At 56.8% G+C, this 26,747-nt stretch carries 17 protein-coding genes, 2 tRNA genes and 1 rRNA gene; 14 read left to right on the top strand and 6 right to left on the bottom strand.

The genetic code is table 11. The features are described 5' to 3' along the window. The 7 genes from rrf to J7413_RS04340 all read left to right on the top strand — a co-directional run. Positions 1-85 (top strand): 5S ribosomal RNA (rrf, locus tag J7413_RS04370); the annotation flags it as partial. Between the two features lie 116 nt (positions 86-201). After that, positions 202-278 (top strand) — tRNA-Met (locus tag J7413_RS04365). Between the two features lie 236 nt (positions 279-514). Then, positions 515-1,423, top strand: a complete 909-nt coding sequence (locus J7413_RS04360) for a rhodanese-related sulfurtransferase (RefSeq protein ID WP_209096695.1) — start codon at positions 515-517, stop codon at positions 1,421-1,423. Between the two features lie 260 nt (positions 1,424-1,683). After that, positions 1,684-2,175 carry an RNA polymerase sigma factor gene (locus J7413_RS04355; RefSeq protein WP_209096694.1) on the top strand — a complete coding sequence of 164 codons (492 nt, stop codon included), beginning with the start codon at positions 1,684-1,686 and terminating at the stop codon, positions 2,173-2,175. 66 nt (positions 2,176-2,241) lie between these two features. Next, complete coding sequence (locus J7413_RS04350; protein WP_209096693.1) at positions 2,242-3,138, top strand: FecR domain-containing protein; 897 nt, start codon at positions 2,242-2,244, stop codon at positions 3,136-3,138. A gap of 91 nt (positions 3,139-3,229) precedes the next feature. Then, a complete protein-coding gene (locus tag J7413_RS04345) occupies positions 3,230-6,064 on the top strand; it encodes a TonB-dependent receptor (RefSeq protein WP_209096692.1) in 2,835 nt (944 codons plus the stop codon). Positions 6,065-6,171: 107 nt separating this feature from the next. Next, positions 6,172-8,028, top strand: a complete 1,857-nt coding sequence (locus J7413_RS04340; protein WP_209096691.1) for a M1 family aminopeptidase — start codon at positions 6,172-6,174, stop codon at positions 8,026-8,028. An 82-nt stretch (positions 8,029-8,110) separates the two neighbouring features. Here the strand turns inward: J7413_RS04340 and J7413_RS04335 are convergent, their stop codons facing one another. Together J7413_RS04335 and J7413_RS04330 are read right to left on the bottom strand one after the other, a co-directional pair. Beyond that, entirely contained in the window at positions 8,111-8,767 is a 657-nt protein-coding gene (locus J7413_RS04335; RefSeq protein ID WP_209096690.1) for a hypothetical protein, read from the bottom strand. Between the two features lie 306 nt (positions 8,768-9,073). Further along, a complete protein-coding gene (locus tag J7413_RS04330) occupies positions 9,074-10,999 on the bottom strand; it encodes a DUF3604 domain-containing protein (protein ID WP_209096689.1) in 1,926 nt (641 codons plus the stop codon). Positions 11,000-11,219: 220 nt separating this feature from the next. Between J7413_RS04330 and J7413_RS04325 the strand changes: the two genes are divergently transcribed. Continuing rightward, positions 11,220-12,209 (top strand): hypothetical protein, encoded by a 990-nt coding sequence (locus J7413_RS04325; protein ID WP_209096688.1) that lies wholly within the window; start codon positions 11,220-11,222, stop codon positions 12,207-12,209. Positions 12,210-12,415: 206 nt separating this feature from the next. Here the strand turns inward: J7413_RS04325 and J7413_RS04320 are convergent. Next, positions 12,416-12,490: transfer RNA gene (locus J7413_RS04320), tRNA-Gln, on the bottom strand. A 223-nt stretch (positions 12,491-12,713) separates the two neighbouring features. Here J7413_RS04320 and J7413_RS04315 point away from each other — a divergent pair. Further along, complete coding sequence (locus tag J7413_RS04315) at positions 12,714-13,943, top strand: acyl-CoA dehydrogenase family protein (protein ID WP_209096687.1); 1,230 nt, start codon at positions 12,714-12,716, stop codon at positions 13,941-13,943. 309 nt (positions 13,944-14,252) lie between these two features. Here J7413_RS04315 and J7413_RS04310 read toward each other — a convergent pair whose 3' ends face one another. From J7413_RS04310 to carB, 3 genes are all read right to left on the bottom strand, one after another. Then, positions 14,253-15,149 (bottom strand): hypothetical protein, encoded by an 897-nt coding sequence (locus tag J7413_RS04310; RefSeq protein ID WP_209096686.1) that lies wholly within the window; start codon positions 15,147-15,149, stop codon positions 14,253-14,255. A gap of 159 nt (positions 15,150-15,308) precedes the next feature. Continuing rightward, positions 15,309-16,562 (bottom strand): Hsp70 family protein, encoded by a 1,254-nt coding sequence (locus J7413_RS04305; protein WP_209096685.1) that lies wholly within the window; start codon positions 16,560-16,562, stop codon positions 15,309-15,311. 125 nt (positions 16,563-16,687) lie between these two features. Beyond that, positions 16,688-20,029 (bottom strand): carbamoyl-phosphate synthase large subunit, encoded by a 3,342-nt coding sequence (gene carB, locus J7413_RS04300; RefSeq protein ID WP_209096684.1) that lies wholly within the window; start codon positions 20,027-20,029, stop codon positions 16,688-16,690. A 198-nt stretch (positions 20,030-20,227) separates the two neighbouring features. Between carB and J7413_RS04295 the strand changes: the two genes are divergently transcribed. The 5 genes from J7413_RS04295 (at position 20,228) to J7413_RS04275 (ending at position 26,699) form a co-directional block, all read left to right on the top strand. Continuing rightward, complete coding sequence (locus J7413_RS04295; RefSeq protein ID WP_209096683.1) at positions 20,228-21,355, top strand: aminodeoxychorismate synthase component I; 1,128 nt, start codon at positions 20,228-20,230, stop codon at positions 21,353-21,355. Then, positions 21,310-21,969 carry an aminotransferase class IV family protein gene (locus J7413_RS04290; protein ID WP_209096682.1) on the top strand — a complete coding sequence of 220 codons (660 nt, stop codon included), beginning with the start codon at positions 21,310-21,312 and terminating at the stop codon, positions 21,967-21,969. Before J7413_RS04295 ends, J7413_RS04290 begins: the two co-directional genes overlap by 46 nt. 105 nt (positions 21,970-22,074) lie before the next feature. After that, positions 22,075-23,931: an aspartate--tRNA ligase gene (aspS, locus tag J7413_RS04285; RefSeq protein ID WP_209096759.1), complete on the top strand. Its 1,857-nt coding sequence runs from the start codon at positions 22,075-22,077 to the stop codon at positions 23,929-23,931. Positions 23,932-24,046: 115 nt separating this feature from the next. Further along, on the top strand, positions 24,047-25,444 hold the full coding sequence (locus tag J7413_RS04280; RefSeq protein WP_209096681.1) for a DUF1800 domain-containing protein: 1,398 nt from the start codon (positions 24,047-24,049) through the stop codon (positions 25,442-25,444). Positions 25,445-25,454: 10 nt separating this feature from the next. Next, positions 25,455-26,699 (top strand): DUF1501 domain-containing protein, encoded by a 1,245-nt coding sequence (locus J7413_RS04275; RefSeq protein ID WP_209096680.1) that lies wholly within the window; start codon positions 25,455-25,457, stop codon positions 26,697-26,699. Positions 26,700-26,747: the final 48 nt, after the last annotated feature.

Below are 26,747 nucleotides of genomic sequence, written 5' to 3'. Positions count from 1 at the left end.
GGTCCCATTCCGAACCCGGTCGTTAAGCACCGTTGCGCCGATGGTACTGCTGCTTAAGCTGTGGGAGAGTAGGTCATCGCCAAACCTATCAAACGACCTCAAATATCTCTCAAAACGATAACAAAAAACCAACCTTCAGATCAAAAAATCAACCTGAAGGAAAACAGATCGAAGCACAAAAAAGCACGCGATCAACACCACCGCGGGATGGAGCAGCCAGGTAGCTCGTCAGGCTCATAACCTGAAGGTCGTAGGTTCAAATCCTACTCCCGCAACCATTAATGCAGCTATATCAATATACTAGCGCCCTAGAGGGCGACTTCTTGCCGCGCAACGATATCGTCTGTGGAAGCACTCTGGAAGTAAATGCCTTCGGTTCTAGCTCTATATAGGTGCTGAATTCGTGGCATAGCGAGACAGACAAGCTTTCTGGCACAGGTTGTGTTCCGCAACTGGTCAAGCCACTGACTTAGTCTGCCTTGATGCGAAGGGCAAATGGGCGTATTGGGATGCCATGTTTACCGTCTGCGCTCTCTATCACTTTACCCGCTTTGACAACCACGCAGCCCTGCGTGCACCGCTCTTGGAGCTATGTCTCAGCGAAGGTGTCACCGGAACTTTGTTACTGGCACATGAGGGGATAAACGGCACCATTGCGGGGCCTAAGAAAGGGATTGAAGCAGCCATCAGGCATATTCAGTCATTACCCGGATGTGCCGATCTTGAGTGGAAACTGAGCACGGCAGCTGAAAAGCCTTTTCCGAGGATGAAGGTCAAGCTCAAGAAAGAGATAGTCACGCTGGGCCAGCCCAATGTCGACCCGACTGCACATGTTGGCAACTACGTGGATCCTGCGGACTGGAACGAATTGATAAAATCTCCCGACGTTGTGACGATTGATACACGCAATGACTACGAGGTTGCCATTGGTACGTTTCAGGGCGCGATTGACCCGGAAACAGCGTCGTTTAGAGATTTCCCTGCTTGGTGGGATGAAAACAAAGAGCGCTTTCACAACAAGCGGGTCGCCATGTTCTGCACAGGTGGCATTCGGTGCGAGAAGTCCACAAACTTTCTGATGAGCCAAGGGGTGGAAGACGTCTACCATCTCAAAGGCGGTATCTTGAAGTATCTGGAAGAGGTGCCCCAAGAAGAGAGCACATGGGGTGGTGAATGTTTCGTGTTTGATGGCCGGGTCTCCGTTGGCCATGGTCTCAAGGAAGGCCCGCACATTCTGTGTCACGCGTGCCGTCGTCCTATTCTGCCAGAGGATCAGGAGCGCCAGGGCTATGAAGCCGGAGTGAGTTGTCATCAGTGTGTTGATGACTATTCGGAGGCAGACAAAGCCCGATTTAGAGAGCGCCAAAAACAAATGATGCTGGCGCGTCAGCGTGGTGAGCAACACATTATCGGTGTTGACTGACCCTCGGCATGTTGTCGCCGCAGTTGCATGAGGCGAGGGGCATTTGTTTCAATCGCTAAAGGGCAATGTCCTGTTCGCCGAGGTTCCAAGTTTATTCCGATAAATTTACTGTGACTATTCTGCCCCGGTTCTGGATGAATTTTAGGCAGCGACCGTCAAAGAACTCATCTCCTCTTCTTCTTATGAAACCGCCCGTGTAAAGCGCATACAGCAAGCCCGGATGGAGCAAGCCCAACTCATCCATCTATTAAGGGCTGGCAATGACCCATCCAACATATGCGACCGGTTTGGATACCTTTGTTGATGAACGGGACAGGCTGATCGCTGCGGCGTACCGCATTGTAGATAGCCATGCTGTGGCCGAAGAGTTGGTGCAGGAGAGCTGGATACGCTGGAACGCCAAGCAATATCCGGCGGAGCATACGCGCCCGCTTTTGCTGCGTATTGTGAAAAATCTTGCGATTGACTGGCATCGCAAGCGCCGCATTGAGTTCGAAGCGATTGAAACCCAGCGCCTGTTGGATGAGACCGCGCTTGATGCTGAGCGCGTGGTGTTGGCACGTCAACAGCTTCACAATGTTATCAAATTGGTTGAAACACTCCCGCCGAAGGTGCGCTTGGCTTTCCGGTATAGCCGCATCGAAGGCATGACGCTGAAAGAAGTTGGCAAACGACTGGGAGTCTCGGAGTCTCGTGCCAGTCAGCTTGTATCTGATGCGATTGTCCGACTTGTGGTCGTGTTCGAAGACTGATTTGAAGCCTTTGCGTTCAGGTTAGGCGATTTTCTACAACTGCCCGTTTCAGGACATTTAAAAGTGATGCAAGACTCAGACGAGATCCAGCGGATACGTGACGCCACAGACATTTTTCTGAGGCTGAGAGACAATCCTGAAGACCCTAAACTGTTGCGAGAGCGGGAGTTATTTCTTGCGCGTGGAGAAGAAGAGCGCCTCGCTTATCATAAAATGCTACAAGTCTGGAGTGTCACGGGTACGGCAAAGCGTGCCAAGCGACCTGGCGTGGCCTCGCTTGCGCTTGCCGGGGCTGTTCTGGTCGCGGGGTATGTTACCTTTCAGGCAAATCGCCATATTCTGATTGCAGATGTTTACACGCAATATGATACGCAAGCGCTGCATCTGGACAGCGGGGATTACCTTGCACTTGATGCACGATCTGCTTTCGTTGACAAAAGCGATGCAGATGAACGGCATGTTCACCTTTTACAAGGGGCAGCGTTTTTTGATGTTGAAACGGAAAGTCGTCCTTTCGTTGTGACCGCAGGCGATGTGCGTGTGCAGGTGACAGGAACGGCGTTTGAAGTCACGGGCGATGAAAACAGCGGTATGGTTTCGGTGGCTGAAGGGGCTGTGAATGTCGTTATTGAAAACGCGTCGTGGCAGTTGCGGCGCGGTGATCGGTTGGTCTGGTCAGATGATGTTGGAGCCCGCCTCACCAAGTTTGATGCGTCACAAACCGCAAGTTGGCGCAATGACGTTTTGATCTCTGATGATATGACGTTTGCGCAAATTGTCGATGTCTTGGATCGGCGCATGCCTGGGCAGCTAATCGTGACTGACGCGACGCTTTCAGACACAAAAATTGTTGGGTCTTTTGATCTGTCTGATCCGCAGCAATCTCTCGATCTGGTGGTCGAATTAATGGGGGCGAAAGTCATTTCCATGCCCTACGTCGTGTCCGTCATCGCTAAAAGATAAAATTCCTGATCTTTTTTCTAAAGGTTTGGTCTTCTGGTTCGTTCTCTCAGTGAAAGCCACTCGAAAAAGCGCGCTTCGGCGCGGGAGACCTATGAAAAAAACATCACTACGCAATACCACTGCCCTGGCGTTGAGCTTGTCTGCTTTGTTTTCTGCAGCTCTCAAGGCAGAGCAGGCCCAAACCATTGATATCAATGCCCAGCCGCTTGCCACTGCAATTACCGAACTTGGGCGAGAGACTGGCCTACGCATCGCAGCAAGCGCGCGCGTGATCGCAGACACTCAGACCCAAGGCGTCACCGGGCTTATGACACCCACAGAAGCGCTGCAGGCGCTGCTTGAGGGCACAGGTATGTCTGTGCGCAGTGTCGGCAAAAACGGCGTGATCGTTTCGCGAGAAGAGGTGTCACAGAATGTGATCACTTTGGATGATGGCGAAGAGTATGTGGATCTTGGAACGATCATCGTTTCATACGATCCTGAAACTGGCCAACCGATCAATCCCGACGACCCAAACAATACCGGGCAGGTGGTACTGGACGCGCGCGCGATCGAATACCGCTCAACTGGCGAGGACGCGAATACCGCCATCGGTACGTTGCCAAATGTGCAGACACGTACGGATGTTGGACAAAACCGTGGGGGATACACCAATGGGGTGCCCAACGATATCGGTGAACACACCGATGATGTGTTGAATCTGAAGCCGCTGAATCTGTCAATTTCTGGCGCTGCGGTGAATGAAAACAACATCATGATTGACGGTGTTGGTGTGAACTCTCTGTCCAGCCCCACAGGCGAGTACGCTCCTAAAGATGGTGAAACTCCAGTTCTGTTTGAGCTATATGGTCTCCATTCTCAGACCCAGTTTGTTCCGACCAGCTTTGTGGAGCAGGCGGAAGTTTTTGACTCAAATGTTTCGGCAAAATACGGCGGTTTCGTTGGCGGCGTCGTGAACTACAAGCTGCGTAAGCCGGATCTTGAAGGGCCGAGGGGATCTGTCAATTTCTCCTACCAAGACGACAATATGGCCAAGTACTCTTTGGCAACAGAGGACGGTGAGAATCCAGAGAACCGGGCCAAGCCAGAATGGACAAAGTCCACGTTCGCGCTGGATTATTCCACACCTGTTTCTGATCGCACTGCGGTGTTGTTCGGCTACTCGACGCAACGCGCGAGCACTCAAAAGCAACGTGAAATTCAATACGGATCAGATTGGGTCGATTCAAAATCACACAGTGATTTCTATCGGTTTGCTGTGACACATGAATTGGATAACGGCGATGCGCTCAATGCGCGTGTAAACTATACGGATTATGGCCAGACTTGGGACATACCAGAAAGCTATGATCGCCACCTCGACATCAAAACGCAGTCTTTGATGGCGGACGTTGAATACCAGAAACAACTGCATGATGTTGGCTTCTTGCGGAATGCGACTTTGGACTTCCGAGTGTCTGCGCAGCGTAACGAAGTTGAAAACGAGTCCGGCTCAAACCAGTTGTTGTTGTGGTCAGGGATAAACCACAGTGATGCAGATTTGTCTGGTAGTTTGGATTGGTGTTCACCCGACCCCACAGCTGGTGTGCAGAACTGTTTCACGGGCGGTCAGGGTTCTAAGCAGATCACTGACAACCGTATTTCGCTTGCCGCTGACTTAAATGCAGAGGTCGGCAACGGTAACTTCCGCTCCGGTATCGAATATCAGTACTTTGACGTGCACAATGTCGGCAGCGGATTTGAGCAGTATTTTCTGGGAGCAGCCAACGCTCAAGGCACATGCTTGCCCGGTGATCCGACTTGTAATGCTGATCAGTTCTTGCAATTCCGAACCGCGCAAGACGCTTACGATGTGAGTGTAACCGCACAACAGGTCGGCCTTTACGTCGAAGCAGACCAGACCTTTGGAGATTGGACCCTGCGCGCCGGTCTGCGCGGTGACTATAATGATGTTTTTGACAACTTCGATATTGCGCCGCGTTTGTCTGCAACTTGGAACGCAGCGGACAACTTCTCCCTCTCGTTCGGTGCGAACCGGTACTACGATGACAACCATCTGTCATATGCCGTGCACGATGCGACGCCGGGTCCTATGAGCAGTTTACGCTTTGGCAATCCGCTTGCGGATTGGGGCCCGAGCTTCGGTCAAGGGCTTAAATCGTACACCTCAAGCAACCTTAAGACGCCTTATAATGACGAATTAAGTGTCTCGATGTCCTATAGCGATGCCTGGACGAATGGGATCTGGCGGTTGCGTGGTCTGAAGCGGAAAGGCAAAGATCTCTTCGCGCAATCTGAGACAACCATGCTGAGTGGCGCGCAGAACCTTCTGACCAATGACGGTTCGAGTGACTATGAGTCGATTTCGCTTGAGTATCAAAAGACATGGAATACCCCCAGCATCCGCTTCCTTGATGCCGTCGGGCTGTATACCTCTCTGACCTGGGCGGATCGCAAGACATCGCACAACTCCTACTTTGCAAATGAAACCGCGGTACCTGATCGTATTTGGTACAAAGGCAATGGCTATGTCGGAAATGAATTTGACACTGTGCGCGGCAACCTGGATATCCCATTGCGTGGCTCTGTTGAACTTCGTTCAAGCTGGAGCAACGATCTCGTACGCCTCGGTCTTATTGCTGATATGACAGACAGCTATATTGGGGCCGTCGAGACAGGGGACCGGTATACCAACCCTGCGGATGGCGAACGGTATGATGTATACGAAGATCATGCCTTCGGAAGTCAGCTGCAGTTGCACCTGAACAGCTCGATCCGTCTCTTCACCAACAGCGCGGGCAATGAGTTTCGCCTCGATGTGCGGGTCAACAATTTGCTGGATGAGAAACAGAACGGCACGGCAACGGACTCCAACCCCTATGTGAAAGGGCGCACAGTCTGGATCGGTGGCAACTACACTTTCTGATCCAGCAAAGGACTGGCGCAGATGAAGCGCTTCCTTGAAGCACATTCACTTGGAGCGGGGCCTTGGCCCCGCTCTTTGAGTATTTATAAACGAAAGAGAGATAAAAAATGTCTTTCACATTTTTGACTGCGCTCCGAGTAGGCGTTTTGCAAATATTGCTTATGACGCTCCCCTTCGGAGCTGCATCGGCAGAAACGGCGCTTTCCGCGACGATGCACTTTGACAGCGCAACTGGCGCGTTGCGTATCCAATGCGATGGCTGCCAACAGGGCGACATTTCTGCGGATTGGTTGTCAGAGCAGCTGGACGACGGATCCTTTGCAGGCAATGTGCCTCCGTTGAGCGACACCCTTAGAACAGCTGCTTGGAGCCAGAAGGCCAGCTACATCTTGGGCGATAACTGGCTTCCCAAAGGTGTGAATGCAACGCGAAGCCATGACGTGACAGTTGTGGTGGACGCCGCGGATCAAGTCGCTGTCACCGGCAAAATCATCGCGGATGATATCGAAGGGGAAAAGCGGCATGTGCGCTTTACATTCGATGGCACAAGCGATCAGCTTATGGTGATCATCGGTCGGTATGACGTCGCTGAACGCACTGTCGGAGACCTAACTGTGCGCACATACTTCCACACAGAAGATGCTGATAAGTCCAACCGTTATCTTGCCGCAACCGAAACCTACATTTCCCACTTTGAGAAACAGATTGGGCCATTTCCCTACGATAGCTATTCGGTTGTTTCTGCGCCCATTCCGGTCGGGTTGGGGTTTGCGGGCCTGACGTTTGTTGGCCAGGAGTTGCTGTCACATGATTACATGTATGGCAGATCTCTCGCGCATGAGGTCCTTCATAGCTGGTGGGGCAATGCCGTGCGCGTGGACTATGAAACGGGCAATTGGTCAGAGGGGCTGACGACTTATTTGGCTGACTACGGGGTGGGGGCAAAGCAGGATCCCGTACAGGAGGCAGCGATGCGACGTGGCTGGATCCGCAATCTCGATGCGCTTTCCGATGCTGAGATGTCTTCCCTGCGCGCGTTTGTCGCTGCAAGTCATGAGCAAAATCAGAGTGAAGGCTACGGCAAGGCGGCAATGGTTTTTCACCTTTTGCGAGAGAGCCTGGGAGACGAAGTGTTCTTTGCCGCGCTGCGCGCATTTTACATTGAGAACAAAGGTGTGCGCGCCGATTGGAACGCGCTGCAAGACGCGTTTGAACAGGAAAGCAAATCGGATTTGAGTGCGTTTTTCACCCAGTGGGTGGATCAAGCAGGATTGCCGACACTTGCAATCGCTCAAGCAGAAAAAACCGCTAAGGGCGCGAAACTGGTATTGCGCCAATCAACGCCTTCATACCTGCTTGACGTGCCTGTTGAAGTGGAAACCGAAACCGGTGTCCAGCATGTGACTTTGCATATGGACGAGGTTGAGCAGGATTTCGCGATACCGGCGGCCTCACCGGTGCTCGGCCTGCGTGTGGATCCTGATTTTGACATGCTGCGTCGTCCGGTCGACAAAGAGCTGGCACCAACTTTGGGGATCGCGTTTAACACCGATGATTTCATCACCAGTGCAGCGGTATCGACAGAAGCTGAGGTTGCGCAAGCACGTGAGATTTTGTCCGGCATGCTACCTGATCACAATTTGATCTGGAGTGCTGAGGATCGTGAAACGTTGGGCCGTATGGTAATCGGCACCACAGACGAAGTCACGCAGCTGGCATCAGAGCACTTTGACCAAGTGCCTGAGTTTGCGCGAGATGGCGCCGCGCGTGCGTGGATTGAATACGATCACGAGGGCCGCATTTGGTTTTTCCTCTCAGCCGACGATCTCAACGAGCTACGAGCGGAGATGGCATTTCTTGGATATTATTCCAGCCGAGGGTTCGTGGTGTTTGAAAATGGTCGCGGGAAGCGATCAGGCACACCTTTGTCACAGTTTGCACCGCTGTCGCGCCGCTTTGAGTAATTTGGAATTCAGTGAAAACCAACGAGGACAGGCATTCTGTCCTCGTTTTTCCTAGGGACGCTTACAACGGTCGCAAATGCGGCTAGTGTTGAACACTCATTTCAACAAGTTCAAAGGCGATGCCGCGGGGGCTTATCCCGGATTGAGCGATATTATATTCGCCTGGTACAAAACTCAGGTATGTCTTGGCGAAATCCAGTTCCCAGAAAGCCGTGATATATGTGTCGTCATCACGCTCCGTGAGCACGTGCAACGTGCCTTCAGATCCTTCTGTGTTCCAAAAGTTAAAACGACACTCCCCAACAACGCGTTCACAATGGTGCGGCGAAAAAGTACGTATGTTGCCAGAGCTATAATGGCGGGCGATCAAATGACCATCGATATTGTAGTAGCCAAGATAGTCTAATGTACCATCGGGAAACTGTCGCTCCATAAGGTAGCGATCGCCTGACTTGCCTTTAAAGACTTCAATCCAGCCTCCATTTTCGTCGGCGTAGACCAGCTTCAAATTCTCAGGCATGGCCGCAAAGTCCAGCGTAACGGTATCTGTCGCAATGTGTTGCGGCGCGTGCACTGGTGTTGTGGCCTCCTGAGCCGCGACGGTGATTGGCGCAAAAATCGCTGTTAGTAGGGTGGTCAGAGTTCTAGTGAGCATCGAAAAGGTCCCTCGATTGATTGGAGCACCACCGCCGAACAGCAATTCCAAGATTTCGTGGGAGCGCGCGACCGTAGCTGCCATCCGTGCCTTTCAAGCCATTGCATCAGTCGCTGCTATATCGACTGCGCTAGATCTCTCACCCACCAAATTGTTGCTCGTATGCGGTTGCGTTCATGTCTTCTATCTAGACAACGAACGACGGCGCCAAACCTTTAGAAGATTTCATAAAAGAATGAGAAGTTACTGGCGCGTCCTTAAGCTCCACTGGGACTTAAGCGCCGCATCAGGTGACTAAAGGCCACCAACTGTGTAAGTAATCTGAGAGTGCCAAGACGAGCTGCGTGTGAAAGGCGGCAATCACGTGTTGCCGCCTGCACAACGTGCGTATCAATTTTCTTGCGGCGTGTACCAGATAGGGGAGGTATACGCGCGTTCTTGGCCGATCAGTTCGGAGCCTTCTGGAATGTTCACGCCGAACCGAACCTTATCGTAGACGACCCAGCGCGGAGTGGGGATTTCCAGCACGCGAACGTAGTAAAACGCGCGCTCAGCCGGATCGAAATCTGGATCCGTCCAAATTGTGGCCAATTCTGAAGCGCCGATGGTGTTGGCCCAACTGGCGGCCTCCAGATCAACCGTGTTGCCTACGGCGGGCAGTTTGCCGTTTGCGTCTTGCTCTCTGTCGCCGGACCAAGCAACGTCATAGACTTTTTCATTCAGCGATCCATCGGTCGCGAGCCATCCCTTTACAACTTGTACGCGATCTAAGTTGGCGCCGATCGGATCCCGTACGGCCAGGATCATGAAGTTCGGTGCTTCTGATGTCTGTTGGCCCATATCACCCCCCATGGGGACCCCTTTTTCATAGCCGACAAAGGCTGGCGTGCGCGTACGCAGATCATCTTCGGAGAACTGCCACCCGCCAAAAAAACGCACGGTCATACGAGGCCCGGTCGTGGCATAGGTTTCTTTCCGCGCCATGGCATCAAAAATTGCGCGGCGCGTATTTTCTTTGGCCCAAACCCCCGTATAGCCCGCCGCAAGCAGCTGATAGCCTTCAATGACGCCAAGTTCAGATTTTACGAATGGGTGCGTCATGCGGCTGTCGCTTGGTTCAACACTCGTCGATTTGCCAAAGAAGTTTTCCTCCTCCGCAGTCGCGAGAGCGGTGTGACTGTCGGTGGCCCCTCCAAGGCCGAATTTATAAGGATTTATCCCAAACTTCTCTTCCAGGAGCAGTCCACGTTTGAGCGCCTCTCGACCATACTCCCCAGCGAGCATATCTTCCGTCTTCAATTCCGTTATGTCGAGATTGCCCACATCCCAGTTTTCATAATCCGCGAACTCGTCGTCGGGTGAAAGGTAGGGATGTGCCTCCCCGTCGCCCTTGATTTGCGTAATCTCATAGTGCGGCTCCCAGCGCGCCCGCAACCGAACATATTCCTCGTCGACCTTGCCGCCGTGATAGGTGTCTTCGATCGGGAACATCCAGCCGTTGGATAAGTTTCCATTGTGCGCGAAAGCCATCGCGGTGCCGCCTGTGCGCTCTTCATAGTTTTCCAGCCATTTCCAAAGATGAAACGGATCGGTGTCTCCATACGGCGGAGCCGTGACTGGTGGCGATACCTGCAAAGCGTTTGTGGCACCGTCGCGCAGCATCACATTCCTATGTAAGTTGAACCCTTTAGGCACGGAGGTCCACTCAAAGCCAATGAATGCCGAAAAATGCCCTGGCTCGTTTGCGTCTTCTGCTGCATCAATAATGCGTTCCCAGACGCCATCGTAGGCTTGGGCCCCGGTACTGTAGGACTCTAAAAATTCCTCGGGGAGGGTGCCTTGCGTGAAGTTTGTGATCAAATCAACAGCGGCTTCACCTGCTGCGGCGCCGCCTGCGACGAATCCCGCATACCATTCTGCGCCTTTTTCGTTAGCCAGAACGTTCGGCGCACCTGCTTGCAGATCAATCGCAAACCCCATCAGATCAGTGTGATCTGTGAGCACCATCCAGTCGAGTGGGCGCCCAAGCTTGACAGGCAATCCAGTGGAGGATGTGATTTCTTCGCCCTTGGCGAGCTTCCAAGCATCTTCTGGGCCCAGCGTGTTTCCAAACAAGCCTGCATCAAGGGACATGCCTGTATGCAGGTGCGTGTCGCCCCAATACACGTTGCTGGGGAAGGAGCGCTTAGCATAGGGAGAAAAGGTTTTTCCCGGATATAGTGTGTCGAATTTCTTTGGATCCGCAGAGCCACCATCTGCCAACGCAGGCGATGCTAGGAAAGAGGTGGAAAGCAGTAATGTAATCAGCTGTTTCATAGTCGTCTCCCTAAAATAGTGCCTGAAAATAGCGCGCTCAAATACCTCTGCGCTTCGTTACGCTAACATGAGACAAGGAAATGTCAGTGAATTTTTGCGAAATTGTTATATGATAACACTTTGAGATCATGCACAAAACTCTCGACAGAGCGTCCTTCTTGCCGTCCTATGAAACGCAGAAGGCGCACTTTCAGGTCAGATATCCAGGTAGGTTGTCACCATGGTTCGGCACCTTGTTGTCATCACTTTCATTGCCGCAATGGCTGCGGCGCCAGTTCTGTCTTGCGCGTTTCATGGATACACTCCGATCCCAACGATGGTTGAGCGGTTGATGTCGAGCTCCTCGATTGTGCTTGCCAGATCGCATGCTGAAACGCCATTTCGCTTTACCGATGTGAGGGTCTTGAGTGGTGCCGCTGAAGAAGCGGTGATTCCACATATGGTTGACAGCAAAACACGTGCATTTTTTAAGAAATCACCTGAGGCACGTGTTTTGTTCGCCAAAGATTCCCAAACCGGCGCGTGGGTGCGCTTGGTCAATGTGGATCATGACATGCACCGGGTTCTTCGCCAGATTCTTGCACATCTCGTTGACTGGAAGGAGGGTGACACAGCCGGACGTGCCGCATTTTTTGCGGCGCTTCTGGACGAGGAGAACTCCGAGCTTCACAACTTGGCTTTGGGCGAATTGGATCTGTTGGACTACAGCACATTTCGTGAGTTGGCTTTGCAGGTTGACACCAAACGCATCTTAAGTCGCATCCACGTGGTTGGAGAGACCAACCTAAAACCCGTGCGTGTTCTGCTACTTGGTCTCAGCGAGGAGGTGGGGTTGCGGGCTTTTCTAGAAGAGGGCGTGCGCGCGAATGCGCGAAGCGATGGGCCGATGCTTGGTGCATATGCGATTGCCTTGATGGAGTATGAAGGACGCGCTGCTGTGGACTGGCTGGTGCGCACACAACTGACAAGCCAAGCGGTTTCTGCGCAAGCTTTGAGTGTCCTTGTCGGGGCTATGGCCCTGCATCACGGTGCTGGCTCTGAAGAGGTTGGCGCTGCAATTCGCGAAAATTTGGCCAGAGTGGCGATTGTAGATGCGAGAATTTCTGGGTTGGTGAACAGCCATTTTGCGCTGGGTATAGATCCGAAAACGTCCCCACATTTCATGACTTTGGAAACCGTTAGTCGTCTCTCGAGCAGCAAAAAGTTCTGATTGCGCGCCGCAAAGCTGGTTTGCGAACCAGCATGCGGTGTAGCGGTGAAAAAGGAGCGCTAAAGCCAGTTTCAATCGTGTTTTAGGGAGGCCATAGCAGTCTCAATCGAGCATTTATCGACTTGGGCCTTGCTGAGTTGCAACCACGAAACGGTGACGACACATTCCGAGCTCTGTCAACTAAGCATTTGGATCTGAATGAAAAATGGCTGGGGTGGTAGGATTCGAACCTACGGTGCGCGGTACCAAAAACCGGTGCCTTACCACTTGGCTACACCCCAACTGTGAGGCGGTATTTACTCAGAGCGGCTGAGAGGTGCAAGACCTGAAATGCGTTTTTTGGCGAAAAAAATGCCTCTCAGAACAAAAAATTTTCTCCGAAATATTTACCCCCTTTAAACACAGGGTTTTTGAAGACCTCGCGTCATTTCGCACAGCCCGTCGTGGACAAAGGGCGGGCCGGGGCGACATGGTGGGGCAACGTGGAAAAGAGGAGGGACGGCGATGTTTTTGGGAATGCGGCCGGAAAATGAGGCCTTGCTGGCGCAGGTGAAGGAGATGATTCAGGACGAAATCATGCCTCTGGAAGATGCCTATCACGCAGAGATCGCCAAAGAGGATCGTTGGACCTACACCGCGCGGCAGGCAGAGATTCTGGAGGGGCTGAAAGCCAAAGCCAAAGATCGAGGGCTCTGGAATTTCTGGCTGACGGATTCAGACAAAGGTTTTGGCCTGTCCACCGTGGAATATGCCTTCTTTGCCGAAGAGATGGGCAAGACGCCCTTGGGCGCGGAGGTGTTCAATTGCTCAGCCCCGGATACCGGCAACATGGAAGTGTTTGAGCGCTACGGCACAGAGGCGATGAAGGCGCGCTGGCTGAAGCCGCTGCTCAATGGTGAGATCCGGTCTGCCTACCTGATGACAGAGCCGGATGTGGCGAGCTCGGACGCGACCAACGTGTCCATGTCCTGTGTGAGAGATGGGGATGACTATGTGCTAAATGGCGAGAAATATTGGGCTTCTGGGGCTGGGGATCCGCGCTGCAAAGTTTATATCGTGATGGTCAAAACCGGTGGAGAGGAGCTGCCGGTTCACAAACGCCAATCCATGATTGTGGTGCCGGCAGGCACAGAAGGCATCGAGATTCTGCGCCCCATGATGGTTTATGGGCAGGACGATGCACCACATGGCCATATGCACATCAAGTTCACCAATGTGCGTGTGCCTGCAGAGAACCTGCTGCTCGGAGAAGGGCGCGGATTTGAGATTGCCCAGGGGCGGCTTGGGCCGGGGCGCATCCACCATTGCATGCGCGCGATTGGGCAGGCTGAGGCGGCGCTGGAGCGCATGTGCAAGCGGGCGCTGGCTCGGGAAGCCTTTGGCAAGCCGCTGGCGCATCTGGGGGCCAATTATGACATCATCGCCGAATGCCGCATGGAGATCGAGCAGGCGCGGCTCCTGTGTCTGAAGACCGCCTGGATGATGGATCAGGGCGATGCGCGGGCCGCCGCGCCCTGGATCAGCCAGATCAAAGTGGTGGCGCCAAATGTGGCGCTGAAGGTGATCGACGAAGCGGTGCAGATGTTTGGCGGCACCGGGATTTCGCAGGACACGCCGCTGGCGCAGGCCTGGACACATGTGCGTACGTTGCGTCTAGCAGACGGGCCGGACGCGGTGCATCGCCGTCAGGTGGCGCGCAAGGAGTTGCGTCAGTACACGCAGGAAAAGGTCTGAAAACACAACGTCTGTATTGCGTCTGTATCGCGACGGTATTGCGGAGGTGCAATTTTCGGGCATGTGAGGCAGCGCACGGTGGTGAGTCGCGCTGTTTTTGTTGCATGCGTGGTGCGCACGGTGGGTTTGCGTGGTTTTTATTTTTGCGCAGGGCTGGAATGGATGGGGGCCAGCCCCCATACCCCCGGGATATTTTGGGCAAGAGGAAATGTTGGGGAGGCGTCCAGTTGTCTGACCGGGATAGGCGCCATTTCGAGGATGCTTTTGGGATGTTGATGTGTTTTTCGGTGCTACAAATCACATGACGTGTCAGAAAATATGCGCGGCTGGATCGCAGAGCAACAGTGCCTCTGCCTCATCATAAGGCGCGCGCATTTGCGAGGTTTCCAGATGGGTCATGAACAGCCGGTGGACGGGGACCTGCTGTGTCAGGAGGGCGCGGTGCGCTTTGGTTGCGCCGTCGTTCAGAAAGCGCTGGGCGACAGAATGACTGAACGTGGCGGAGACAAAGCCTGCGTTGCGTGGTGCGGTGAGGGGGCTGTCTGAGTAGATCGCTCTGTGGAGCGTGACATGGGAGTGGCCTAGCAAAGCAAAAGCCGCGCGCAGGAAAGCAAGGCGGACCAATATATGGCGCATCCGGTGCGGCAAAGCCTTGTCGCCGCCCAGCTCAGAGGTGTCACGCAGGACACGACCCTCATAGGGGCATAGGCCAAGCTCTGCGAGCGCGAGGCGGTGAGCTTTGATGGTTTCGCCAGCATGTGGGTTGCTGACGTAGCGGGTGGCGAAATCCTCCTCAAGCGATATGGCATCGTGTTGGGAAAGCCAGTCTGTGAGGACGGCGGGGGTCTTGAAGGCAGAATACTCTTTGAAAGAGAGCGGCATCTTTGGAATTTGGCTTTTCTGAACGAGCTGACTGCGCGCCTCTTTGGTGAGCGCTTGAAGGTGGCGTTCAGTGGTACGTCTTTTGGATGGGTCCAGCAGAATGCTCAGGGGCTTATTGAGGCGCGCGCTGGCGGTTTGCAGTGCCGCGACGTGGTTGTCGTGGAGCTTGGGTGTTGCGGGGGCGCAGAGGAAATTGTCGATTTGCCAAAGCGGGAAAGTCCACTGCGCGCCCGTGTCCTCATAGCAGAGAACTTTGACGCAGAAACTGGCTATGTCTTCACGCAGAGCGGTGACACGAACGGGTGTGCGGCGTGGATCGCGCATCCAGAGACGCGCTCCAATAGAGAGCGCGGACAGGGTTGCGATAGGTGGGTGTGGTGGTGGCGGCGTGCTGCACATGACAGCAGATTGGATCTCAAGACGCTTTGGTCAAGCGCTTATGTGAACGGGTGTGCACTTCTGAGAGGTTGCTGGGGGCGCTGTTTAGCCGCGCAGCTCCGTGGCCCGGGCCAGCCCGTCGGCGACGGCGGTGAAGACCTCGGCGAAGGTGTGCTCTGCGTTCGGTAGAACGGTTTTCATGGTGCCAGACACCACCGTCAGCAGGCTGGAGCCGCCCACATAGATCACGCGGTCGATGTCTGCTGTGGTGCAGTTGGCCATCGCCAGCGTGTCTTCGGCGGCTTTGTGCAGCTGGGCTGCGTGATCGGTGAGGATGGTGGTGAGGGTCGCGGCGTCCACTGGTTGACTGAGCCCGCGCTCAATCTCTGACAGGCTGATCTGTGCGTCTGTGTCGCCGTTGTTGGCGGCGATTTTGCCGCGCTCCACATCAAAGGCCAGCTCATGGCCCAGCTCGTCGCGCAGGACGGTTTCAAGGCGGGTGAGCTTTTCCGGCTCTTCGGCTTGGCGCAGCATGTCCTCGACCGTGCGGCGGGTGCGGGCATTGTAGAGGAAGGGGATTTTCTCCCAAGTGGCGAGATCGTGGAAGACGGCGTTGGGGGCGGGCAGGGTGCCTTTGCCAAAGGTGTCGCGCAGGGGCGAGCCTTTGCCCAGCAGCGGCATGACATGGTGAAAGCTCAGCGCGCGGTCAAAATCGGTGCCGCCGATGCGGATGCCGTGGTTGGCGAGGATGTCGACGCCAGCCTCTGTGGTGCGGAAGACGGAGAAATCAGAGGTGCCACCGCCGATGTCGACAATCAGACCGGTTTCGCCGGTGTGCTCATGGGCGCCGCAGGCGATGGCGGCGGCTTCGGGTTCAGACAGGAAGGTGACCTCGGAAAACCCGGCGGCGAGGTAGCAGGCGCGCAGGTCGTCTTCGGCCTGTTGTTCGCGCGGGTCGTCGTTGCCGTGAAACACCACCGGACGGCCAGAGATCGCGTGGGTGAAGGTGAGGCCAGTCTGGGCTTCGGCCTCGCGTTTGATGTGGCGCAGGAAGCGGGCGATGATGTCGACAAACGTCACGCGGTCATTCAGGATCTGGCGTTTTTCATGCATGAGCGTGGTGCCGAGCACCCGTTTGAGGGCGCGCATGAAGCGGCCTTCTTCGCCTTGCAGCAGCGCGTCGTTGGCGGGCTGACCGAGAAGCGTGGCGCGGCTGTCGTAATCAAAGAAGAAGGTGGTGGGCAGGGTGGTCTGACCGGCCTCAAAGGTGATGAGGTGCGGCGCGCCATCCACCATCAGCCCGGCGGCGGAGTTTGAGGTGCCAAAATCGATGCCCAAAGTGTGGGGTTTGGTGCTCATGATCTGCTCTCCGTGCCGCAAGGAAAAGCGCGGTTTTTAGGCGGCGGGTCTGAGGGTGTCAAGGCACAGAAAAAAGGGCAGCCGGTGGGCTGCCCTTTGGAAAAATGTTGAAGTGAAGGCGCCGCTTACCCTTGCAGCGAACGCACTTCCAGATCGCCTTCTTCGCGGGCTTTCATGGCCCGTGCTGCCGCGTTGGAGGCGGCGGCGGTGGTGAAGTAGGGGATCTTGTCAAACAGCGCCACGGAGCGGATCTCGCGGCTGTCGTTGACGGCCTGTGCGCCTTCGGTGGTGTTCATCACCAGAGAGATGTCGCCGTCTTTGAGGTGGTCCACGATGTTTGGACGGCCCTCATAGACTTTGTTGACCTTGGTGCAGTCCACGCCCTGTTCGCTCAGCCATGTGGCGGTGCCTGCGGTGGCGACCACAGAGAAGCCCAGCTCGATCAGGATGTTGGCAGCCTCGACCATGGCGTCGGTCTTGTCGTCGTCTTTGACCGAGATGAAGGCTTTGCCGGAGGTGGGCAGCTCCATGCCTGCGCCGAGCTGTGCTTTCAGGAAGGCGCGCGCAAAGCTGCGGTCCCAGCCCATGACTTCGCCGGTGGAGCGCATTTCCGGGCCGAGGATGGTGTCGACGCCCGGGAAGCGAGCAAATGGCAGCACGGCCTCTTTCACGGAGAACCAAGGCATGTTCGGGTCCGCCAGCGTCATTTGATCCGCAATTGGCTGATCCTTGGTGGCGTCGAGTTCCACGTAAGGGGCACGTTTGGGGAAGTCCGCGAGTTTCTCGCCTGCCATGATGCGCGCGGCGATGGAGGCAATCGCGCTGTCGGTGGATTTCGCAACAAACGGCACGGTACGGGAGGCGCGTGGGTTCACCTCGATGAGGTAAATGTCGCCGTCTTTCACCGCGAACTGTACGTTCATCAGGCCGACCACATTGAGAGCCAGCGCAAGGGCGCGGGTCTGACGCTCGATTTCCGCGATGGTCTCTTTGGAGAGCGAGTAGGGCGGCAGGGAGCAGGCGGAGTCGCCAGAGTGCACGCCGGCCTCCTCAATATGCTGCATGATGCCGGAGATATGCACGTCGGTGCCATCACATAGCGCGTCCACATCCAGCTCGGTTGCGCCGGAGAGGTAGCTGTCGAGCAGGACGGGGCTGTCGCCGGATACCACAACCGCCTCTGCGATGTAGCGCTCGAGCTGGCCCATGTCGCGCACGATTTCCATGGCGCGGCCACCCAGAACGTAGGAAGGGCGGATCACCAGCGGGAAGCCGATTTCATCTGCAATGGCAAGCGCTTCGGCGTCGGTGGAGGCGATGCCGTTCTTGGGCTGCTTGAGCTTCAGCTCATTGACCAGCGCCTGGAACCGCTCACGGTCTTCGGCAAGGTCGATGGCGTCCGGCGTGGTGCCAAGGATCGGGATGCCTTCTTCTTCGAGCGCATTGGCCAGTTTCAGCGGGGTTTGGCCGCCGAACTGTACGATCACGCCGTGCAGAGTACCGTTTTCCTGCTCAACGCGCAGGATTTCCATCACGTGCTCAAAGGTGAGCGGCTCAAAATACAGACGGTCAGAGGTGTCATAGTCGGTGGACACGGTCTCTGGGTTGCAGTTGATCATGATGGTTTCATAACCCTGCTCGGTCAGCGCGTAGCAGGCGTGACAGCAGCAGTAGTCAAACTCGATGCCCTGACCGATGCGGTTCGGGCCACCACCAAGGATCACGACTTTCTTGCGCTCAGAGGGGCGCGCCTCACATTCCACTTCGCCCATCATTGGGGTTTCGTAGGTGGAGTACATGTAAGGGGTCTGCGCCTCAAATTCGGCGGCGCAGGTGTCGATGCGTTTGAACACGGCGGTCACGCCGAGGTTCTGACGGGCGCGGCGCACGTTGTCTTCATCGCGGCCGGAGAGCTTGGCGAGACGTGCGTCGGTGAAGCCAAGCATTTTGAGCGCGCGCAGCTCTTTTTCAGTGACCGGCAGGCCGTTTTTGCGCACGTCCTCTTCGGCGTCCACGATTTCGCGGATGCGATCGAGGAACCATGGGTCAAACATGGTGACGCCGTGGATTTCATCGTTGGTCAGGCCGTGGCGCATGGCTTGCGCGATGGTGCGCAGGCGATCCGGGGTGGCGACGCTGATCGCTTTGATCACCGCGGCTTTGCCCTCGGCGGTGTCATCCGCGCCTTCGATCTCGACCTCATCAAAACCGGTCAGGCCGCTTTCCATCGAGGCCAGTGCCTTCTGCATGGATTCGTGGATGGTGCGGCCAATGGACATGGTCTCGCCCACGGATTTCATCGCGGTGGTCAGCTGCGGCTCGGAGCCCGGGAATTTCTCGAACGCGAATTTCGGGATCTTGGTGACAACATAGTCGATGGTTGGCTCAAAGGAGGCCGGGGTGACTTTGGTGATGTCGTTGTCGAGTTCATCCAGTGTGTAGCCCACTGCCAGTTTCGCCGCGATTTTGGCAATCGGGAAACCGGTGGCCTTGGAGGCCAGGGCCGAAGAGCGGGACACACGTGGGTTCATTTCGATCACAACCATGCGGCCATCGGCTGGGTTCACCGCCCATTGCACGTTGGAGCCGCCGGTTTCGACGCCGATCTCGCGCAGCACGTTGATCGAGTGGTTGCGCATGATTTGGTATTCTTTGTCCGTCAGCGTAAGCGCAGGGGCCACGGTGATGGAGTCGCCTGTGTGCACGCCCATTGGATCGACGTTTTCGATGGCGCAGACGATGATGGCGTTGTCCGCTTTGTCGCGCACCACTTCCATCTCGTATTCTTTCCAGCCGAGCAGGCTTTCATCCACGAGGATCTGGTTCACCGGGGAGGCGTCCATGCCGGTGCGGCAGAAGTGGATGTAGTCTTCGCGGTTGTACGCTACACCGCCGCCGGTGCCGCCGAGGGTAAAGGCTGGGCGGATGATGGCGGGCAGGCCGATGCTTTCAAGCTCTTCGAGCGCAAGGCGGATGCCTTCGTCCAGATCAGCGGAGCCGTCGTCTTTCTTTGGGGCGGTCACGATGGAGGCGCGGGGATTTTCAATGCCCAGACGGTCCATGGCTTCGCGGAAGAGTTTGCGATCTTCGGCCATTTCGATGGCGTCGCGTTTTGCGCCGATCATCTCCACGTTAAATTTGTCGAGCACGCCCATTTCCTCAAGCGCGAGCGAGGTGTTGAGGCCGGTCTGACCGCCCATGGTGGGCAGGAGCGCGTCGGGGCGCTCTTTCTCGATGATCTTAGCCACAACCTCTGGCGTGATCGGCTCGATATAGGTGGCGTCGGCCAGACCCGGATCGGTCATGATTGTCGCAGGATTGGAGTTCACCAGAATGACGCGATAGCCCTCTTCGCGCAGCGCTTTACAGGCTTGCGCTCCTGAATAGTCAAATTCGCAGGCCTGACCAATCACAATGGGGCCGGCCCCGATGATCATGATCGAGGAGATGTCGGTTCTTTTTGGCATGATAGACCTCGGGCTTGGTGGGCGCGCTGGGAGACGCCGAATGCGCAAATTGTCGTGGGTTATACGCATCAAGCGACAACACGCAAGGGGGATCGCAGAGGGAGCGGGTTTTTGTCATAATATGCCGTATTCCCGATGTCATTTGCGCGAATGCGCCATATATGACGTATCAAGGAATATTGCCGACAGGGGAAACAGGTGCAGATTCGTTTTGATCGCGGGCCCGATGGACGTGCAACGCTGTTTGAGACAGCGGAGCATGTGATCTCTGTGACCGAGCCCGGTGAGGTTGATGCGGCCTTTCAGGTTTTGGGCGAGGCGCAAGCTGCGGGCTTTTGGCTTGCTGGCTATGTGAGCTATGAACTTGGCTATGTGCTGGAGCCACGTTTGCGTCGGATGTTGCCCAAGGCGCGGCGTCTGCCGTTGATGCAGTTTGGTGTGTTCCGCGCGCCGCGTGCTGCGAACGCGCTGCAAGGTGATGCCAAGTTTGATATGGGGACATTTGCACCGCGTTGGAGCGCGGCCACCTATCGCGCCGCTTTTGATCGGGTGCATGGCTACATTGGGGCGGGCGATATCTATCAGGCCAATCTGACCTTTCCGCTGGATGCGGCGATTTCTGGCGATGCGGAAGCGCTCTATGCGGCGCTGGCGGCGCGTCAGCCGGTGGGGCATGGGGCGTTGGTTAAGCAGAGTGGGTTGCCAGACATTCTATCACGCTCGCCTGAGCTTTTTTTCCGCACGGACGCAGCGGGGCGGATTGAAACCCGCCCGATGAAGGGCACCCAGCCGCGCAGTGAGGATGCGGCGGAGGATGCGCGTCGCAAGGCGTGGTTGGCGCAGGATGAAAAAAACCGCGCCGAGAATCTTATGATCGTGGATCTTCTGCGCAATGACATCAGCCGTGTGGCCAAGCCGGGCAGCGTGAAGGTGCCGAAGCTGTTTGAGGTCGAGAGCTATGCCACGGTGCATCAGATGACCTCGACCGTGCAGGCGGAGCTTCAGGAGGGGGCTGGGCTGCCAGAGATTTTGCAGGCGCTATTCCCGTGTGGCTCGATCACCGGCGCGCCGAAGCTGCGTTCGATGGAGATTCTGCGCGATCTGGAGCCCTGGCCGCGGGAGATCTACTGTGGCGCAATTGGCTGGGCGGCGCCGGATGGCCGCTCTGAGTTCAGTGTGGCGATCCGTACAATGCTGGTTGAGGCCGGGCAGGCGGTGTTGAATGTGGGCGGCGGTGTTGTCTGGGACAGCAAGGCACCCGATGAATATGAGGAAGCGCTGTGGAAAGCCCGCTTTGCCAAGAGGTTCCAGCCGGAACCCGCCTGATCGAGACATTTCGCTATGTGCCGGGGGCGCCAGTGGCACGCCTGCCGTTACATCTGGCGCGGCTTGGGAAATCAGCCAAGGCGCTGGGCTTTGCGTTTTCCGAAAGCGTTGTGATGCGCGCTATCGAGGCGCTGAACGGTGAAACCCCGCTGCGCTGTCGCTTGACGCTTGGGGCGGCGGGCGACGTGGAGATTACCACTGCGGAATTGCCTGCCGCAGCCCAAAAGCCCTGGGTGTGCAGGATCTCAGAGATTAGGTTGTCGTCACAGGATTTGTTTTTGCAGCATAAGACAACGCGGCGGGCGATCTATGATGAAGCGCGTGCCAACTTGCCTGAAGGTGTTCAGGAGTGGTTGTTTCTGAATGAGCGCGGGGAGTTGTGTGAGGGCACGATCACCAATGTGGTGTTGACCATGCCGGATGGGGCGCGGCTGACACCGCCTGTGGCGTCAGGCTGTTTGCCGGGGATCTATCGGCAGGGCCTGATCAATGCGGGTGTGGTGCGCGAGGCTGTGCTGACGGTGGCTGATTTGGCCGATGCGGAGCGTGTGCATCTGACAAATGCGCTGCGCGGAGAGATTTTGGCAGCGATGGAGGGGGCGCCCTTGCGCTGATGAGGCGCTTTTTGCACCCAAACCAGCGCTGTTCCCTTGACTTTGGCCGCCCAAAAAGGTGTATCGGCGCGACCAATGTTTTTCACCCTGAAAGAGGGGCCGCACATGCACGCCTATCGCAGCCATACCTGCGCCGACCTGAACAAATCCAACGTGGGCGACACCGTCCGCCTGTCTGGCTGGGTGCACCGCATCCGCGATCACGGCGGCATTCTGTTTGTCGACCTGCGCGACCACTTTGGCATCACGCAGGTGCTGTGTGATCCGGACAGCCCGGTTTTCTCCGAAATGGAGAAGGTGCGCAGCGAGTGGTGTATTCGCATTGATGGCAACGTCAAAGCGCGTGACGCGGATCTGATCAACGACAAGATCCCGACCGGCGAAATTGAAGTGTTCGTGCGTGATCTGGAGATCCTCGGCGCAGCAGATGAGCTGCCATTGATGGTGTTTGGTGATCAGGAGTATCCTGAAGAAACCCGCCTGAAGTACCGCTTCCTCGATCTGCGTCGTCAGCAGATGCAGGAGAATATGGTGCTGCGCTCTGATGTTGTGTCTTCCATGCGCAAGCGCATGTGGGACAAGGGCTTCCGCGAGTATCAGACGCCGATCATCACGGCATCGAGCCCAGAAGGTGCGCGCGACTTCCTCGTGCCGTCGCGCATTCATCCCGGCAAATTCTACGCGCTGCCACAGGCGCCTCAACAGTTCAAACAGCTGATGATGGTTGCGGGTTTTGACAAGTATTTCCAGATCGCGCCGTGTTTCCGTGACGAAGACCCGCGCGCTGATCGTTCCCCGACCGACTTCTACCAGCTCGACATGGAGATGTCCTTTGTGGAGCAGCAGGACGTCTTTGACACCATCGCGCCCGTGCTGGCGGGTGTGTTTGAAGAGTTCGGCGGTGGCCGCAAGGTGGACGCGCCAGAGAGCTGGCCGCAGATCCCCTATGCAGAGGCTGCGCTGAAATATGGCTCTGACAAGCCTGACCTGCGTAACCCGATTGAGATGCAGGTGGTGAGCGAGCACTTCGCGGGCTCCGGCTTTGCGATCTTTGCCAAACTGCTGGAGCAGGAAGGCACCGAAGTGCGCGCCATTCCGGCGCCGACCGGCGGTGGCCGCAAATTCTGTGACCGCATGAACAAATTTGCCCAAGGCGAAGGCCTGCCGGGCATGGGCTACATCTTCTGGCGTGACAAGACCGCAGACAGCGTGGCGCAAGAGCTGGGCATTTCGGTGAAAGAGGCGCAAGCCAAGCTGAAATCCGGCGAAGTGGAAGGTGGCATGGAAGCCGCTGGCCCGCTGGCCAAGAACATCGGCCCTGAGCGCACCGAAGCCATTCGCCAGCAACTGGGGCTGGGCGTGGGTGACGCGGCCTTCTTCCTGGGCGGCAAACCAAAAGCCTTTGAAAAGATCGCAGGGCGTGCGCGTGACGTGATCGGCCAAGAGCTGGGTCTGATCGACGAGAACCGCTTTGCCTTTGCTTGGATCGTGGACTTCCCGATCTATGAAGCAGACGAAGAGACCGGCAAGATCGACTTTGAACACAACCCATTCTCCATGCCGCAGGGCGGTCTGGAGGCGCTGAACGGTGATCCGCTGGCGGTCAAAGGCTATCAGTACGATTTGGCGTGTAACGGTTATGAGTTGGTCTCTGGCGCGATCCGGAACCACCAGCCGGAAATCATGCTGAAAGCATTTGAGATTGCGGGCTACGGCGAAGAGGAAGTGAAAGAGCGTTTTGGCGCGCTTTACAAAGCCTTCCAATACGGCGCACCACCCCACGGTGGCTGTGCGGCTGGTGTGGACCGCATCGTGATGCTGCTGGCAGATCAGCAGAACATCCGTGAAGTGATGATGTTCCCAATGAACCAGCGCGCCGAAGATCTGATGATGAACGCGCCCAACGATCCGTCCAGCGATCAGCTGATGGAGCTGGGTCTGCGGGTGATCCCGCAGGAGTGATCCGGGCGTTGACCTGAGACAAAGAAAGGCCGCTTTCACATAGGTGAGGGCGGCCTTTTTCTTTGTCGCGGTTTTGCGCGCTCTGATATGTTGGCGCGGGAAATGGAGATGCAGAATGGGTTTTGACCCTGACATTGCGCAAATGCGGTTTGGCTATGGGCTGTCCCCCGTGGTGCCGGGACCGGCAAGCGCCGATGAGATGGTGGCACAGCTGCGCGGGCCAGATGCAATCACGCAACGCTTTGGCATTCCAACGTCAGGGGCCATGAACCCCAAGGTACGCGCGCTGTATCTTGCGCAGCGCGCCTATAAACGCGCAGAAAGAGGCAGCAAAGACAGGCATGATTTGCGCGCAACCTATCGTAAGGCACTGAAAGCCGCGCGTGTGGAAAGCGCGGGCTGGGTGCGGCAGGCGTTGTTGCGCCGGATCTGGAGCGAGGACGGGCTGCGCGAGCGGCTTGTGGCGTTTTGGGCGGATCATTTCACGGCACCGGGGCAAAGCACGTTTTATCGTTATGCGGCCGCCTCTTACGTTGAAACGGCGATACGGTCCCATGTGGCTGCGCGGTTTGAGGATATGCTGATTGCTGCCGTAACCCATCCGCAAATGCTGCAATATCTGGACCAGAATCGGTCGGTCGGGCCCAACAGCCGGTTTGCCAAGAAACGTCAAAACGGGGCAGGGCTGAATGAAAATCTCGCGCGCGAGGTTCTTGAGCTGCATACATTGGGCGTGCATGGCAGCTACACGCAAAAAGACGTGCGCGAGTTTGCCGAACTTTTGACTGGGCTGACCGCAGGGACGGGGCAAGACACGCGCTATGACAGCAAGCGGATTGAACCGGGCGCGGAAACGGTGATGGGGCACACATATGGCACCCGGCGTGCGCGGATCAGCGACATACATGCCGCTTTGCGGGATCTGGCACGCCATCCAGAGACCGCACGTCATCTTGCACAGAAAATCGCGCGGCACTTTCTGGGGGATCAGCCGGATGCAGGTTTGGTGATGGAGCTTGAGATCCGTTATCGCGAGACCGATGGAGATCTGGGCGCTGTGGTGGAGGCGATGCTGCGCCATGAGGCGGCGTGGCACGCGCGCGCCGAAGGTGGCGGCAACTTTAAACAGCCAGAGCAATTTGTTTCCTCCGCGTTGCGGGCATTGGCGGTGCCGGAGGCGCGATTTCTCCGCATGGACGCCAAAACCTTTGATCGGCTGATTTTGTCGCCACTGCGCCATATGGGGCAGCCGTGGCGCAGACCCTTTGGGCCAGATGGGTTTGCCGAAGAGGATGCGCATTGGCTGTCGCCCCAGGGCATGGGTGCACGGTTGCAATGGGCCTTGGCCACGCCGGCGGCCGTGGCGGCGGATTTGCCAGACCCGCGTGAATTTATTGGTGCCGCGCTGGGGGCGGAGGCGCCCGCTGTTGTGCATTTTGCGGCCAAAGCGGCAGAAAATCGGCGTGAAGGCATTGCGCTTGTGCTGATGTCACCGGCGTTTCAGCGGGTATAGGGGGGGCGAGATGGCAGATTTGAACAGACGGGGGTTCCTTGCCCAAAGCCTTGCGGTTGGGTGTTCGCTGGCTGCGAGCCCTTTGGTGACGCCGGTGAGTTTTGCCGCCACCGGGGGCGACAACCGGTTGGTTGTGATCATCCTGCGCGGGGGGCTGGATGGGCTGGATCTGCTGCGCCCACCGCCGTCTGACACGCTGATGCGGTTGCGCCCAACGTTGGGGGCGCAGGCGTCTGGGCTGGAAATCACCGGAGGGGTTCAGTTGCATCCGGGATGTGCGGAACTCTGGCCATTGTGGGAGGCGGGTGAGCTTGCGTTTGTACAAGCGGTTTCAACGCCTTATCGCCACAAGCGCAGTCACTTTGATGGGCAGGACATGCTGGAAGCGGGCACGGCGGAGCTTGGGCAGGGGCGGGCCAAAGAGGGCTGGCTGAACCGCATGCTGCAGCATATGCCGGGGGCAGAGATGTCGACGGCTTACGCAATTGGGACGGATCCGATGTTGCTCAGTCGGGGAGCGGCAGCGGTCGAGACTTGGTCGCCGGATGTGGATTTTGTGCTCTCCAGTCAGGGCGCGCGCTTGCTGGCGCTGACGATGGAACGTGATCCGGCGATGAGGGATGCGATGGCGCGCGCGTTGGCTTTGGCGGGGAGCAACGGTGGCGGTGGCGTTGTGCAGAGCGCGGGTCTTGAGGACATGGACGCGCTGGACGAGATGATGGATGCGCAGACGGCCCCACAGGGGCGGGACGCGCGCCACGCACACACGCGCGTTGCGAAATTTGCCGCGGAACGGCTGCGTGATGACGCGCGTGTGGCCTGCTTCTCGCTGGGCGGATGGGACACACATGCGCGGCAGGCGCGGGCGCTCAGGCGGCCACTTGGGCAGCTCGCTGACAGCCTGCTGACGCTCCGCTCCGGCCTTGGGGCGCAGATCTGGGGGCATACGACGGTGCTTGCGATGACAGAGTTTGGCCGCACGGTTGCGGAAAATGGTACGGCCGGGACGGACCACGGAACGGGGGGCGCAATGGTGCTGGCTGGTGGGGCGTTGCGGGGCGCGCGCGTGTTGGGGCAATGGCCGGGGATTGAGGAAGCGGATCTGTTTGAGCGTCGAGACTTGATGCCGACAGATGATGTGCGCCGCTATGCGGCCTGGGCGATACGAGAGAGTTTTGGGCTGGGGCGTGATGTGTTGGAAAACGCGGTGTTCCCCGGGCTCCAGATGGGGGGCGATCTGGCGCTTTTGCGTTGAGCGTGGCGATGGCACTCTGGCTGTGAAACGAATGCTTGGCGACGGCCA

The sequence above is a fragment of the Shimia sp. R10_1 genome, from assembly GCF_017744095.1.
Lineage (GTDB): Bacteria > Pseudomonadota > Alphaproteobacteria > Rhodobacterales > Rhodobacteraceae > Shimia.
The sequence above is the reverse complement of the archived record's forward strand: the minus strand, read 5'-3'. Positions and strand labels throughout refer to the sequence as shown.